The organism is Microbacterium sp. NPDC055910, assembly GCF_042271185.1.
Taxonomy (GTDB): Bacteria; Actinomycetota; Actinomycetes; order Actinomycetales; family Microbacteriaceae; genus Microbacterium.
The window spans coordinates 1-12,796 of record NZ_JBHJZS010000050.1 but is presented as its reverse complement, the minus strand read 5'-3'; the positions used below and the strand labels follow the sequence as shown (position 1 = coordinate 12,796).

Genomic DNA, 12,796 nt, shown 5'->3' with positions numbered 1-12,796 from the left:
CGCCGAGACTGCGGGTGAACCCCACGGTCTCGGCGCGCCGTTGCAGTCTCGCGGGAGGAGGGGTCAGGCGCGGGCGGCCTCCGAGAGGCGGCGCGCGGCGGCGAGCGCCTGCTCGAGGTCGGCCTTGATGTCGTCGATGTTCTCGAGCCCGACCGAAAGGCGTACGAGGCCGGGCGTCACTCCGCCGGCGAGCTGCTCCTCGGGCGTGAGCTGCGAGTGGGTCGTCGACGCGGGGTGGATGACGAGCGAGCGCACGTCGCCGATGTTGGCGACGTGGCTGAACAGCGTGAGCGAGTTGACGAACTCGCGCCCCGCGTCGACGCCGCCCTTGAGCTCGAACGAGAGCACGGCGCCCACGCCCTTCGGCGCGTAGGTGTTCGCCACGTCGTACCAGGGCGAGGTCGGCAGCCCGGAGTAGTTCACCGACGCGATGTCGTCGAGGCTCTCGAGCCACTCGGCGATCTCCTGCGCGTTCTGCACGTGGCGCTCGATGCGCAGCGACAGCGTCTCGATGCCCTGGATGAGGTTCCAGGCGCTCTGCGGCGCGATGGCGGGCCCCAGGTCGCGCAGCAGCTGCACGCGTGCCTTGATGATGTAGGCGAGGCCGTCGCCCACGGCCGCCGTGTAGCTCGCGCCGTGGTAGCTCTCATCGGGCTCGGTGAGACCGGGGAACTTCTCGACGTTCTTGGACCACTCGAACGTGCCGCCGTCGATGATGACACCGGCCATCGTGGTGCCGTGTCCGCCGAGGAACTTCGTCGCCGAGTGCACGACGATGTCGGCGCCGTGCTCGAACGGCTTGATGAGGTACGGCGTCGCGATCGTGTTGTCGACGATGAGCGGCAGGCCGTTCTCGTGGGCGATGTCGGCGACCGTGCGGATGTCGAGCACGTTGATCTTCGGGTTGCCGATCGTCTCGGCGAACAGCAGCTTCGTGTTCGGCCGGATCGCGCGGCGCCACTCCTCGGGGTCGTCCTGATCGTCGACGAACGTCACGTCGACGCCGAGCTTGGCCAGGGTGAACTTGAACAGGTTGTAGGTGCCGCCGTAGATCGAGCTCGACGAGACGAAGTGGTCGCCGGCCTGTGCGATGTTGAGGATCGCGAAGGTCGTCGCCGACTGCCCGCTGGCGAGCAGGAGTGCTCCCGTGCCGCCCTCGAGCGCCGCGAGTCGCTGCTCGACGACGTCCTGCGTCGGGTTCTGGATGCGCGTGTAGATGTTGCCGAACTCGGCGAGGGCGAACAGGTTCGCGGCGTGCTCGGTGTTGTCGAAGACGTAGGCGGTGGTCTGATAGATCGGCGTCGCCCGCGACTTGGTCGTCGGGTCGGGCGCGGCGCCCGAGTGGATCTGCTTGGTTTCGAAGCGCCAGTTCTCGGGTGCGGACATGAGTGCTCCTGAAGGTTCGGGTGGTGGCTGGTGGAGGCGCGGCACGGGCCGCGACCTCATCCGAGCGTAGGGCGGCGGCGGGCGACGGACAACGCGGGGGAAATGTTACGTAACGTCGGCGGGTAGCGTGGAGGCATGGTTACCAGGCGTGCAGTCGTGACGGGTGCGAGTTCGGGGATCGGCGAAGCGGCGGCGCGTGCGCTGCGCGCGCGCGGATGGGATGTCGTGGGCGTCGCACGACGCGCCGAACGGCTCGCGAAGCTCGAGGCCGAGATCGGCATCGCCGCGTTCGCCGCGGATCTGACCCGCGACGCCGACGTCGCGGCGCTCGCGGACTGGCTCGCCGACACGGGCCCCGTGCACGCGCTGGTGCACGTCGCCGGCGGTGCACGCGGCACGGACCGCGTCGAGGACGGACGCGTCGAGGACTGGCAGTGGATGTTCGATGTCAACGTGCTGTCGGCGCAGCGCGTCGTCGCCGCGATCCTTCCGCTGCTGCGTGACGCCGCGGCATCCGACGGTCACGCCGACACGCTGTTCGTCACCTCCACCGCGGCCCACAACGCCTACGCCGGCGGCGCCGGATACAACGCCGCGAAGGCCGGCGAGGCGATGCTCGCGCATGCCCTGCGCCTCGAACTCAACGGCGAGCCCATCCGCGTCATCGAGATCGCGCCCGGCATGGTCTACACGCCCGAGTTCACGGTCAACCGGCTCGGCGGCAATCGGGCCGCGGCCGAACGCGTGTACGAGGGCGTGGCGGATCCGCTCACGGCCGACGACGTCGCCGATGTCATCGCGTACGCGCTCGATGCACCCGGTCACGTCAATCTCGACCTCGTCACGATGCGCCCCGTCGCCCAGTCGGCGCAGCACCTGCTCGCGCGCGGCACCCTCACGGTGCGCGGCGGCCGCGAGGACTGAGCACCGCGGTGGCGACGACCCTGCCCGAGCTCGCGGCCGCCGGTCTGATGGATCCCGGGTGGGCCGACGCGCTCGCGCCGGTCGCCGACGACATCGCGGCGCTCGGTGAGCGGCTGCGGGGCGAGGTCGCGGCGGGGCGCGGCTACCTGCCGGCGGGGGAGCGCGTGCTGCGGGCGTTCCAGCGTCCCCTCGCCGATGTGCGCGTGCTCATCGTCGGGCAGGATCCCTATCCCACGCCCGGCCACCCCATCGGGCTCTCGTTCGCCGTCGAGAGCGGCGTGCGTCCGCTGCCGCGCAGCCTGACCAACATCTACCGCGAGCTCGAGACCGACTTGGGCCTGCCGCCCGCGCCGCACGGCGATCTGTCCGCGTGGAGCGATCAGGGGGTCATGCTGCTCAACCGCGTGCTCACCGTCGCGCCCGGACAACCCGCGTCGCACCGCGGCTGGGGCTGGGAGCGTGTCACCGAGCACGCGATCCGCACGCTCGTCGCCCGCGACACGCCGCTCGTGGCGATCCTCTGGGGGAGGGATGCCGCGGGCCTGCGCCCGCTCCTCGGTGCGACGCCCGTCGTCGAATCGCCGCACCCGTCACCCCTTTCGGCGAGCCGCGGCTTCTTCGGGTCGCGCCCCTTCTCGCGGGCCAACGCACTCCTCGCGGAGCGGGGTGCCGAGCCCGTCGACTGGCGCGTGTCCGCTCCGCCCGGCACGGCCGGCTGACGCGCTCGTTCTCTCCCGGCGCGCTGTCGTCCGCGACACGCTCGTTCTCTCCGGTGCGCGGACCGGCCGGCGGCTCACGACCCCCAGGCCCGGACGGCGTCGACGAGCGCGCGCCACGCGCCCGTGAGCTCGGCGTCGGCGAGCTCGGCGTCATGCTCGCGGTCGTCGTCGCAGCGGGCGTGGATGCGCCAGACGAAGCGATCCGCCCCGCGCGGCGGATCGCACGGGTCGGCCACGGCGTCCCACGGGCACTGCTCGATGAGCTCGATGAGCACGGGCGCCTCGTCGGGGCCGGGCTCGGCGCGCCACGCGCGGCGCATACCCGCGACCCCGCCCGTGCGGGTGACCACGACGACGGGCACCGGGTCAGGCTGCGTGCGTTGCATCCACATCGACGCCGACGCCCGCCCAGCCGGCGCGGACGGCGGCGACCTCCTCTGACTCCTCACCGTACTCCGCCGCCGAGGCCCGCACCGTCGCGTCGGCGAACGCGACGAAGTCGGCATCGGGGGCGAGCGTGCCCGACGTCAGCGCGCGGTACCAGATGCGGCCGGCGCGCTCCCACGCCCGCCCGCCGAGCGCCGTCGCGACGAGATAGAACGCGTGGTTGGGGATGCCGGAGTTGATGTGCACCCCGCCGTTGTCGTCGGGCGTCACGATGAAGTCGCGCATGTGCGCCGGCTGCGGGTCACGGCCGAGGACGTCGTCGTCATAGGCGGTTCCCGGTGCCGCGAGCGAGCGCAGCGCGTGGCCTTCGACGGCATCGGTGAAGATACCCTCGCCGACCAGCCATGTCGCGTCGTCGGCGGTCTGGCCCAGATGGTGCTGCTCGGCGAGGACACCCAGCACGTCGGCGACCGACTCGTTCAGCGCGCCGGACTGGTCGCGGTACTCGAGTCCGCCCGAGGACTCGACGATGCCGTGCGCGAGCTCGTGCGCGATGACCGTCAGCGACCGGGTGAATCCCGTGAACACCTCGCCGTCGCCGTCGCCGAACACCATGCGTTCGCCGTTCCAGAACGCGTTGTCGTAATCGCTGCCGTAGTGCACCGTCGCCAGCAGCTCACCCCCGAGCCCGTCGAGACCGTTGCGGGCGAAGGCATCCCACAAGAAGTCGAACGTGATGCCGAGGCCGTCGAACGCCTCGTCGACGGCGGCGTCGCCCGACGCGGGGTCGTCTTCGCCGCGCACGTGCACCCCCGGCAGCGTCTCGCGGTTCTGCGCGTCTGAGATCGTGCGGTCGGGACCGGGCGCCGTCTCGACCACGAGCGAGCCGTCTTCGTCGATCGAGAGCTGAAGCCGAGTGCGCTGCGGGCGGTAGTCGCGCGACGCGAGGAGCGTCGCCCGGGCGGCCGCGGCCGCCCGGGCCCACTGCGGCTCCTGCACCGCGGCGATGCGGGCGAGCAGGTACGGAGGGACGATCGCTGTCATGCTGCGAGAGTAGCCCCGGCGCCGGACATCGCGGCAGGTCAGGTGTCGGGGTCGATGACGGGGATCGAGGCGAGGAGTCGCCGCGTGTACGACACCTGCGGCTGCAGCAGCACCTTCTCGGTGGGGCCCTCTTCGACGATGCTGCCGTCCTTCATGACGATGACCTCGTCGCAGAGGTTCTGCACGACGCCGATATCGTGCGAGACGAGCACGAGGGTGAGGCCGTCGCGCTCGCGCATCTCGGCGATGAGGGCGAGGATCTGCGCGCGCACCGTGACATCGAGCGCCGACAGCGGCTCGTCGCCGATCAGCAGCCGCGGCCGATGCACGATGGCGCGCGCCAGGGCGATGCGCTGGCGTTGACCGCCGGAGAACTCGTGCGGGAACCGCGCGGCCATGTCGGCCTCGAGGCCGACCTGCGAGAGCACCTCCCGCACGCGGGAGCGGCGATCGCCGTCGATGCCCAGCGCCCACAGCGGCTCGCCGATGATCCGGCCGATGCTCATGCGCGGATCCAGCGACGCGTACGGATCCTGGAAGACGATCCCCGTCTCGCGGCGCAGCCAGTGCAGCGCACGAGCCGGCGCCCTCGCATCGACGCGGCGGCCGTCGAACTCGACCGTCCCCGCCGTGGGGGTGTCGAGAGCGAGCAGCAGCCGCACGAGCGTCGACTTGCCCGATCCCGATTCGCCGATGATCCCCAGCGCGGAGCCTTCGCGCACATCGACGTCGGCGTCGTCGAGAGCCGTCGTGAAGGTGCGCTTCTCGAACAGGGTCCGCTTCGGCACCGCGTGTCGGCGCGTGAGCCCGCGCCCGCGCAGCAGCACGTCGGATCCGGCGCTCATCGGTCGACCCCGGGTCGCCACAGCGTCGCCGTCGCATCGCGCAGGAGCCCCTCCGTCACGACGGATGCCGGTGCCGTGAGCAGCTGCGCCACGGGGGCGTCCTCGACGACGCGGCCGTGCTCGAGGACGATGCCGTGCGTCGCGATCCGCGACAGCACCGCGAGGTCGTGCGTGATGAAGACGAGCGACATGCCGTCGTCCTTCACGAGGGAGTGCAGCAGCTCGAGGATCTCGGACTGGATCGTCACGTCGAGGGCCGTCGTCGGCTCATCGGCGATGAGCAGGCGCGGGCGGCATGCGAGCGCCATCGCGATGGCGACCCGCTGACGCTGCCCGCCCGAGAGCTGGTGCGGGTAGCGCGAGACGATGCGGGCGGGATCGGGCAGCGCGACGCGCGCCGCCTCGACGACCGCGCGAGCGGCGGCATCCTTCTTCGATGCGCGCTCGTGGATCCGCACGGACTCGGCGATCTGCCTGCCGACCGTGCGGATCGGATTGAGCGCCGTGCGCGGCTCTTGGAAGACGATCCCGATCTCATCGCCGCGGATCTCGGCGAGCTCACGGTCGCTCAGGCCGAGCAGCTCGCGCCCGTTCCAGCGGATCGACCCGGTCGCACTCGCCTCGTCGGGGAGGAGGCCCAGGATCGCCAGTGCCGTGAGCGACTTGCCCGACCCGGACTCGCCGATGAGGCCGAGGCGGGCTCCGTCGGGCACCGCGAACGATGCGCCGTCGACGACGCGTCGCCCGGCGATCTCGATCACGAGATCGGTCACTTCGAGGCTCACGCGACCACCTCCGGCACGGGGATGCGGGCGGCGCGTCGCGCGGCGCCGCGGCTGAGGGTCGGGTCGGTCGCCTCGCGCAGGCCGTCGCCGAGCAGATTGAGCCCGAGGACGGTCAGGGTGATCGCGAGTCCCGGCCAGACCACCGAGAGCGGATGCACCGTGATGTAGGCCTGCAGATCGCGCAGCAGGACGCCCCACGACGGCTCGGTGACGGGCGCGCCGAAGCCGAGGTACGACAGCCCCGCCTCGGCGAGGATCGCGACGGCCATGCCCCACGACAGCTGCACGATGAAGACGGGTGCGACGTTGGGGAGCAGGTGCCGGAACAGGTTCTGGGCGGGGTTCAGGCCCGACGCACGCCCCGCGAGCACGAAGTCGCTGTGCAGGACGCGACGGAGCTCGGGCCGGGTCACCCGCGCGATGTTGACCCCGAATCCGATCCCGACCGCCCAGATGACGACCCACAGGCCTCCGCCCCACACGGCCGAGATCATCATGGCGATGATGAGCACGGGGAAGGCGATCAGGATGTCGACGAAGACGGCGACCGATTCGCGCACCCACCGTGCCGTGAGCGCGCCGAGCGCAGCGAGCGAGACGCCGATGACGGTCGCGATGATGCCCGCCCCGACGGCGACGAAGATCGCCGTGCGCGAGCCCGCCATGATGAGGCTCAGGATGTCGCGCCCCGATCCGTCGGTGCCGAGCAGGTGCGGCCAGCCCGGCCCCGCCCAGCGGTTCGAGATGGCGACCTGCTGCGGATCGAACGGCGTCCACACTCCCGCGACGAGGGCCGTGAGGGCGATCGCGGCCACGACGATGAGGCCGAACCGCCCCGTCGTCAGGCGCCACAGCCGGCCGAGCCATGCCCAGCGGCCCGGTGCGGCATCCGTTCGTGTCACGATGCCTCCCGCTGGCGGGGGTCGATCGCGCGGTGCGCGAGGTCGACGAGGAATCCGACGATGAGCACGAAGCCGGTGAGCACGAGCAGCTCGCCCTGCACCTTGGGCAGATCACGCGCGCCGACGTCGGCCACGAGCATGCGACCGACTCCGGGCAGGGTGAACAGCTGCTCGATCACGACGGCGCCGACGATGATGCCCGCGACCTGCAGACCGAGCACCGTGATGACCGACAGGCCGACGACCGGAAGCCCGTGCCGGATGAGCGCGGCGTTGCGGGTGAGCCCTTTCGCGGCGGCGGTGCGCACGAAGTCCTGCCCGACGGCCTGCAGCGTCGCGCTGCGCACGAACCGCAGCAGCATGGCTCCCTCGACGATGCCGATCGTGAGCGCGGGCAGCAGGAGCGACCGCAACGCCGCCCCCGGCTCGTTCCACCCCGCCCGGGGGAACCCCTGCGCGGGAAGCCACCCGAGCCAGACGGCGAAGACGACGACGAGCATCATGCCGGCCCACACGACGGGCACGGCGGCGAGCAGCTGTGCGCCGACGTTCAGTGCCGTGCCGTCGGCGCGGCCACGGCGCATCGCCGACAGCACACCGAACGGCACGCTGATGAGCAGCGCGATGACCATCGACATGATGCCCAGGGGCACCGTCACCTGGGACTTCTCGACGAGTTCGTCGACGACGCCCGACCCCGTCAGCAGCGACGTGCCGAGGTCACCGCGGAAGATGCCGCCGATCCAGTCTGCGTACTGCGCCGTGAGGGGCCGATCCAGGCCCAGCTGCGCGCGGATCGCGTCGACCTGCGCGGGGGAGCTGCCCACCCCGGCGATGAGCTGCGCGACGTCACCCGGAAGCACGCGCAGCGTCAGGAAGATCAGGACGCTGGCGACGAACAGCCCGACGATGAGCAGGGCCGACCGCGTCAGCGCGTACCGGATCACCCGTCGCTCTTGGTCAGCTCTGCCAGGTTGAGGCGCTCGTTCACGTTGATCGAGGGCATACTCGCGATGTTAGTGCCCACGGCGACGACGGAGGCGCCGCTGAACAGCCAATCGGCGGCCGCGTCTTCCGACACGAGGCGACCGGCCTCGGCCAGCAGTCGTGAGGCCTCGGCTTCGTCGACCGCCGCGAGGGACTGGGCGAACAGCTCCTGCACCTCGGGGTTGTCGTAGGTGAAGTAGTAGTCGGGATCGGCCCAGTTCTCGAAGTCGCGTGCTTCGGTGTGCAGCACGAAGCTGAGCTCGTAATCCTTGTTCGTGTACACATCGGTCAGCCACGTCGGGAAGTCCACCGACTCGACTTCGAGCGTGATGCCCACTTCGTGCAGGTTCGACACGAGGATCTGCGGGATCGTCGTGGCGTAGAAGTTCGGGATCGTCAGGGTGAGGTCGATGTCCTCGGCTCCGGCCTCGGCGAGCAGCTCGCGCGCGGCAGCGGGGTCGTGGGGGGCGACGTCGGCGAGGTCCTCCCAGCCGGGGTCGAGCTCGGGGATCGGGCCGTAGAGCGTCGAGCCCGACGCGAGGGCTTCGACGAAGGCGTCGTGGTCGATCGCCTGTCGGATCGCCTGGCGCACGCGCTCGTCGGCGAGCGGGCCGGACGTCTGGTTCATCGCGAGCGTGCCCTTGTCGGTGGACTGCCCGAGCACGACGGTGAAGTCGCCGCCGGCCTCGATCTGCTCGGCCAGGTTGGCGTCGAAGCCCGTCACGACGTCGATCTCGTTCGCGAGGGCGGCGTTGAGGGCCGCCTGGTTGTCGGGGATGTAGTCGAAGACGACCTCCGCGACGCCCGCGGCATCGCCCCAGTACTCGGGGTTGCGGTCGAACGTGATGCTGTCGCCCTGGCGCCACGTGCCGAAGGTGAACGGTCCCGTGCCGTTGGCCGACGTCTTGTAGTCGACGGTGTCGTCCTGCTTGAGGATGACGCCCGCACGGCCCGTGAGGTTCCACAGCAGGCTGGAGTCGGGCTCCTCGAGGCTGAGCGTGACCTCTTGGCCGTCGGCCGTGATCGAGGTCACGTTGGCGAGGCGCCCGGAGTCCCGCCATGCGGGGGTGGCCTTGCGGGTCTCCAGCGACCACACGACATCTTGCGCCGTGAGTTCCTGACCGTCGTGGAAGAGGACCCCCTCGCGCACCGTGAAGGTGTACTCGAGCCCGTCGGGCGAGACGGCCCAGTCCTCGGCGAGGGCGGGCACGATGTCCTGCTCGGGTGTGCGCGCGACGAGCCCCTGGTAGATGTTGTCCATCAGGATCTGGTCCAGCGCCGCTCCCGCGGTCTCGCGGATGTCGAGGTTGCCCGGTTCGAGCACGAGCCGGATCGCGACCGATGCGTCGGCGTCGGGGGAGCCCGTCGACGTCGGCGCCGGGTCTGGGCTCGCGCACGAGCTGAGGAGCAGCGCTCCCGTGACGACGAGGCCGGCGGCGAAGGCTGTGCGGCGGTGCATGCGAGTCCTTTCGGAGGGGCATCCGATGCTGTTCGGATGCCGGCCTCGAGGTGGGTGATCGGCAGGTTCGACCAGTGCGGAGACAAGCCTAGAGTTCCCCGGGCCCGCCAGAACAATCCGTGACGCGCGGGGCGGGCTGATCCGGGCGCGGGAGGGGAGCCGTCTGCGGCGGGCCGTGAGTACGCTGGCAGCATGACTCCTGAGCCGCGGGTGCACCTGTCCCGATCCGCCCGTGAGGCCTACGCCGCGCTCGACGGGCTGGCCAAGACCGTCGGCGGGATCGCCGCCGAAGCGGGTCTGGACGCCCGCATCAAAGAGATCGTGCAGATCCACGCGTCGCAGCTGAACGGCTGCGCCTACTGCGTGCGCGTGCACGTGGACCGCGCCGTCGCGGCGGGCGTCGACGCCGACGTCATCGCCCAGATCGCGGCATGGCGCGACTCAGGTGTCTTCAGCGAGCGCGAGCGCGCCGGCCTCGAACTGGCCGAGGCCTTCACCTTCATCCACGAGGACGGCATCCCCGACGACGTCTACGACCGGGTGGGGAGCATCCTCAGCGAGAAGGAGTACGTCGCCCTGAGCTGGCTGCTCGTGACGATCAACGCGTTCAATCGCATCACGATCGCCGGCCGGTATCCCGTGCCGCCGCGCGGCGCCGAACAGACGTGACGGGCATGGACCGTCGGGCCGACGAGGACGCCGTCCTGGTCTCGGGGGCGACGAACTTCCGCGACGTCGGCGGTCTGCCCGCCGGCGGCGCACAGACGCGATCGGGCGTGCTCTTCCGCTCGGGCAATCTCGCGCGCGTCGACGATTCCGGACGGGCCTCGCTGGGGACCCTCGGCATCCGCCGCGTCATCGACCTGCGCGACGAGGACGAGGTGTCCTCGGCGCCGAGCCTCATCGACGGGCTCGGGATCGAAGTGCAGCGCGTGCCGCTGTTCCTCGGCTCGGTCGCGTCGTTCTTCGAGCAGGACCTGAGCCTCGCCGACATGTACCGCCTGCTGCTCGAGGACTCGTCGGAGGGTGTCGTCGATGTCGTCCGCGGCATCGTCACCGACCAGCCCGTGCTCGTGCACTGCACGGTCGGCAAGGATCGCACGGGAGTCACAGTCGCCCTCACGCTCGCCGCCGCAGGCGTCGACGCCGACGCCGTCGTGGCGGACTACGCACGCTCCGAGACGCTCCTGCCCGAGCGGCGCAACCGACAGGTGCTCGCCTGGCTGCGTGCGCAGCATCCCGAAGCGGTGCACCTCGAAGAGCTCGCGACCCGTTCGCCCGCGCACGTCATGCACGATGCTCTCGCGCGCGTCGACGAGGTCTACGGATCACCCGGCGAATACCTGCGCGCGCACGGCCTGGGCGATGACGAGATCGTCGAACTGCGTCGCATCCTCGTCGGGTGAGAATCTTCCCCATGTCAGGTTAGGCATGCCTACATTCGGGTATAGTCGAAGCATCATGAGCACCCCGGGGAACGAGACTGCGCACAGCGCGTCGGCATGCCGTGCATCGCGGCATACGCGTGTGCAGCACCTCATCACGGCCGACGAGACCTCGCTCACCGAGCTCGAGACTCTGCTCGCGACGCTCCCGCTGTGTTCGACGGGTCGCGTCTTCATCGAGATTCCGGATGCCACGTGGCAGGCCGACATCGTCGTCCCCGCGCGCATGACGCTGACCTGGCTCGACCGCGCCCGCCGTTCGGGGGATCCGGGCACGGGGCGCGGGTGCGCGGCAGGCCAGGCCCTCGCGCGTGCCGTCACGGCGTGGGCCGACGAGATGCTCTGCGGCGCCGACGATGAGACCCGCATCCACCTGCTCGGCGGCTATCTCGGCACGGCCGACATCGTCGACCACCTCACGACGCGCAACGGCATCGCTGCGGCGGCCATCCACACGCCCGCGAAGTACGGGCTGGCCCCCGCGGGCGGCTCGCGGTAGCGCACGCCTCATCGCGTCGTGCGCACGTCTCGATGCGCGCCTGCGACGCTGCGCGCGACGTAGTTGCCGTCTTCGAGCCCGGCCTCGATCTCGAACCGGTTGCGCAGCGGATCGCGCCCGGCCAGCGCATAGAGCACCGGCATCAGGAAGCCGTACCGCTGCCACTGCCGCTTGTGCACGGTCTCGTGCCGCAGCACGTGCTCGCTGATCCGCCCGTCGCCGGTCAGGAAGCAACCGCCGACGCACACGCCGCCGCGCGGGAAGGCCCAGGCCGGCAGGCCGCGGAACACCCACAGACCGGCGCGCCTCTCGATGCGCCCCGTGCTCCACAGCGTGCCCCAGATCCAGCCGACGGTCGTGCCGTACAGGTAGCCGAGGCGGCTGATGGGGGAGTCGAGCAGGATGCGGGGGATCAGCCGGTCGATCGTGCGACCGCGTGCGACCGCGCGCTCGGCGGCGCGCTCCCAGCCCGCGGGAGGCGTCGCGATCGGCGTCACGCGAGCGCACCGATGACGCGCAGCAGCGCGCCGAGGTCGTCGTCGGCGGTCTCCGCCGACGCGGGCGAGTAACCCGCGAGCGAGGACCCCGCGAGGGGCAGCACGGCGCGCACGGCGCCGATCGCGGCCGTGAGCTCGGCGACGGTGACTCCGAACGGCTCGGGATGCGCGTTGCCGGTCAGCTCCGCGGGGTCGAGCACGTCGACATCGACGTGCACGAACACGGCATCGGCGCCGGTGGCGCGCACCGCATCGGCGAGAGCCTCGGGGTCGCGCAGGGCATCGACCGGCAGCATCCGCACGTCGAGGTCGTCGATCGCCCGCACCTCGGCCTCGTCGAACGAACGCGCGCCGGCGAGCACGATGCGCTCGGGCGGGACGATGCCCGGGGTCAGGCCCAGGCTCTGCTCGCCGTCGCCCGCGATGGAGCGCAGCACCATGCCCGAGTAGGCGCCCGAGGGCGACGAGTCGGGCGTGTTGAAATCGGCGTGCGCGTCGAACCAGACGACAGCGAGCTTCGCCGTGCGCGTGGCGGCATGGGCGATCGCGGCGGCCGCGACACCGCAATCGCCGCCCACCAGCAGCACGGGCTCGGTGTGCGGTTCGAGGGCGGCGGCGACCTGCTCGCGCACGCGGCGCAGCGAACTCAGGCGTCGCACGCCCGTGTCGAGCGACTCTCCCGCCTCGGCGGGCACCTCGACGACGGTCGTCGCCGATCGCGGCAGGTCACCGGCGATCGCCTGTGCACCGTCGATCAGCTGCATCGCGCGTGAGGACGGGCTGCCCTGCCATTGCGGAACCACGATGTAACGGGTCATCCGTCCATCATCCTCCACCCTGGCGGCACATCCGGATGGTCGTCGTGCAGCGGCGGCCGGCCGCGCGCAGAAAACCCGCACTCGCGCACGCGAAGTGCG

The 12,796-nt window shown here is 71.2% G+C and carries 15 protein-coding genes; 5 read left to right on the top strand and 10 right to left on the bottom strand.

What is annotated here, in order from left to right; translation table 11 throughout:
- Positions 1 to 63: 63 nt before the first annotated feature.
- Positions 64 to 1,386 (bottom strand): bifunctional o-acetylhomoserine/o-acetylserine sulfhydrylase, encoded by a 1,323-nt coding sequence (locus tag ACFC3F_RS14415; RefSeq protein WP_376131180.1) that lies wholly within the window; start codon positions 1,384 to 1,386, stop codon positions 64 to 66.
- Positions 1,387 to 1,521: 135 nt separating this feature from the next.
- Between ACFC3F_RS14415 and ACFC3F_RS14410 the strand changes: the two genes are divergently transcribed.
- Positions 1,522 to 2,310: an SDR family oxidoreductase gene (locus ACFC3F_RS14410; protein WP_376131178.1), complete on the top strand. Its 789-nt coding sequence runs from the start codon at positions 1,522 to 1,524 to the stop codon at positions 2,308 to 2,310.
- An 8-nt stretch (positions 2,311 to 2,318) separates the two neighbouring features.
- The gene (locus ACFC3F_RS14405; RefSeq protein WP_376131175.1) at positions 2,319 to 3,029 is read left to right on the top strand and encodes a uracil-DNA glycosylase; all 711 of its coding nucleotides are present in this window, start codon (positions 2,319 to 2,321) and stop codon (positions 3,027 to 3,029) included.
- Positions 3,030 to 3,103: 74 nt separating this feature from the next.
- Here ACFC3F_RS14405 and ACFC3F_RS14400 read toward each other — a convergent pair whose 3' ends face one another.
- Genes ACFC3F_RS14400 through ACFC3F_RS14370 form a run of 7 tightly spaced genes read right to left on the bottom strand, consistent with a single transcriptional unit; the run spans position 3,104 to position 9,438 of the window.
- Positions 3,104 to 3,391, bottom strand: coding sequence for a protealysin inhibitor emfourin (locus tag ACFC3F_RS14400; RefSeq protein WP_376131172.1), 288 nt, complete (start codon positions 3,389 to 3,391; stop codon positions 3,104 to 3,106).
- Between the two features lie 4 nt (positions 3,392 to 3,395).
- A complete protein-coding gene (locus tag ACFC3F_RS14395; RefSeq protein WP_376131169.1) occupies positions 3,396 to 4,460 on the bottom strand; it encodes a M4 family metallopeptidase in 1,065 nt (354 codons plus the stop codon).
- Positions 4,461 to 4,498: 38 nt separating this feature from the next.
- On the bottom strand, positions 4,499 to 5,305 hold the full coding sequence (locus ACFC3F_RS14390) for an ABC transporter ATP-binding protein (protein ID WP_376131166.1): 807 nt from the start codon (positions 5,303 to 5,305) through the stop codon (positions 4,499 to 4,501).
- A complete protein-coding gene (locus ACFC3F_RS14385) occupies positions 5,302 to 6,090 on the bottom strand; it encodes an ATP-binding cassette domain-containing protein (protein WP_376131163.1) in 789 nt (262 codons plus the stop codon). Before ACFC3F_RS14385 ends, ACFC3F_RS14390 begins: the two co-directional genes overlap by 4 nt.
- Positions 6,087 to 6,992, bottom strand: coding sequence for an ABC transporter permease (locus ACFC3F_RS14380; RefSeq protein ID WP_376131160.1), 906 nt, complete (start codon positions 6,990 to 6,992; stop codon positions 6,087 to 6,089). The genes ACFC3F_RS14385 and ACFC3F_RS14380 overlap by 4 nt, the downstream gene beginning before the upstream one ends.
- The gene (locus ACFC3F_RS14375) at positions 6,989 to 7,939 is read right to left on the bottom strand and encodes an ABC transporter permease (protein WP_376131157.1); all 951 of its coding nucleotides are present in this window, start codon (positions 7,937 to 7,939) and stop codon (positions 6,989 to 6,991) included. Before ACFC3F_RS14375 ends, ACFC3F_RS14380 begins: the two co-directional genes overlap by 4 nt.
- Positions 7,936 to 9,438 carry an ABC transporter substrate-binding protein gene (locus ACFC3F_RS14370; RefSeq protein ID WP_376131154.1) on the bottom strand — a complete coding sequence of 501 codons (1,503 nt, stop codon included), beginning with the start codon at positions 9,436 to 9,438 and terminating at the stop codon, positions 7,936 to 7,938. The genes ACFC3F_RS14375 and ACFC3F_RS14370 overlap by 4 nt, the downstream gene beginning before the upstream one ends.
- A 192-nt stretch (positions 9,439 to 9,630) precedes the next feature.
- On the opposite strand from ACFC3F_RS14370, the gene ACFC3F_RS14365 reads away from it, so the two are divergent.
- From ACFC3F_RS14365 to ACFC3F_RS14355, 3 genes are read left to right on the top strand one after another with little or no spacing between them, the layout of a single operon-like run.
- On the top strand, positions 9,631 to 10,107 hold the full coding sequence (locus ACFC3F_RS14365; protein ID WP_376131152.1) for a carboxymuconolactone decarboxylase family protein: 477 nt from the start codon (positions 9,631 to 9,633) through the stop codon (positions 10,105 to 10,107).
- A 5-nt stretch (positions 10,108 to 10,112) separates the two neighbouring features.
- Positions 10,113 to 10,844, top strand: a complete 732-nt coding sequence (locus ACFC3F_RS14360) for a tyrosine-protein phosphatase (RefSeq protein ID WP_376131149.1) — start codon at positions 10,113 to 10,115, stop codon at positions 10,842 to 10,844.
- Between the two features lie 55 nt (positions 10,845 to 10,899).
- Positions 10,900 to 11,382: an SIP domain-containing protein gene (locus ACFC3F_RS14355; protein ID WP_376131146.1), complete on the top strand. Its 483-nt coding sequence runs from the start codon at positions 10,900 to 10,902 to the stop codon at positions 11,380 to 11,382.
- Positions 11,383 to 11,390: 8 nt separating this feature from the next.
- On the opposite strand, the gene ACFC3F_RS14350 is transcribed toward ACFC3F_RS14355, so the two are convergent.
- Both ACFC3F_RS14350 and ACFC3F_RS14345 read right to left on the bottom strand, forming a co-directional pair.
- Positions 11,391 to 11,879 (bottom strand): Fe-S oxidoreductase, encoded by a 489-nt coding sequence (locus ACFC3F_RS14350; protein ID WP_376131143.1) that lies wholly within the window; start codon positions 11,877 to 11,879, stop codon positions 11,391 to 11,393.
- On the bottom strand, positions 11,876 to 12,697 hold the full coding sequence (locus ACFC3F_RS14345; RefSeq protein ID WP_376131141.1) for an arginase family protein: 822 nt from the start codon (positions 12,695 to 12,697) through the stop codon (positions 11,876 to 11,878). Before ACFC3F_RS14345 ends, ACFC3F_RS14350 begins: the two co-directional genes overlap by 4 nt.
- Between the last annotated feature and the right edge of the window lie 99 nt (positions 12,698 to 12,796).

What these genes read in the sequence shown, in the direction of transcription:
- ACFC3F_RS14415 (WP_376131180.1), bottom strand. Translation starts at nt 1,386, where the DNA reads ATGTCCGCACCCGAGAACTGGCGCTTCGAAACCAAGCAGATCCACTCG.
- ACFC3F_RS14410 (WP_376131178.1), top strand. Translation starts at nt 1,522, where the DNA reads ATGGTTACCAGGCGTGCAGTCGTGACGGGTGCGAGTTCGGGGATCGGC.
- ACFC3F_RS14395 (WP_376131169.1), bottom strand. Translation starts at nt 4,460, where the DNA reads ATGACAGCGATCGTCCCTCCGTACCTGCTCGCCCGCATCGCCGCGGTG.
- ACFC3F_RS14390 (WP_376131166.1), bottom strand. Translation starts at nt 5,305, where the DNA reads ATGAGCGCCGGATCCGACGTGCTGCTGCGCGGGCGCGGGCTCACGCGC.
- ACFC3F_RS14370 (WP_376131154.1), bottom strand. Translation starts at nt 9,438, where the DNA reads ATGCACCGCCGCACAGCCTTCGCCGCCGGCCTCGTCGTCACGGGAGCG.
- ACFC3F_RS14365 (WP_376131152.1), top strand. Translation starts at nt 9,631, where the DNA reads ATGACTCCTGAGCCGCGGGTGCACCTGTCCCGATCCGCCCGTGAGGCC.
- ACFC3F_RS14360 (WP_376131149.1), top strand. Translation starts at nt 10,113, where the DNA reads ATGGACCGTCGGGCCGACGAGGACGCCGTCCTGGTCTCGGGGGCGACG.
- ACFC3F_RS14355 (WP_376131146.1), top strand. Translation starts at nt 10,900, where the DNA reads ATGAGCACCCCGGGGAACGAGACTGCGCACAGCGCGTCGGCATGCCGT.
- ACFC3F_RS14345 (WP_376131141.1), bottom strand. Translation starts at nt 12,697, where the DNA reads ATGACCCGTTACATCGTGGTTCCGCAATGGCAGGGCAGCCCGTCCTCA.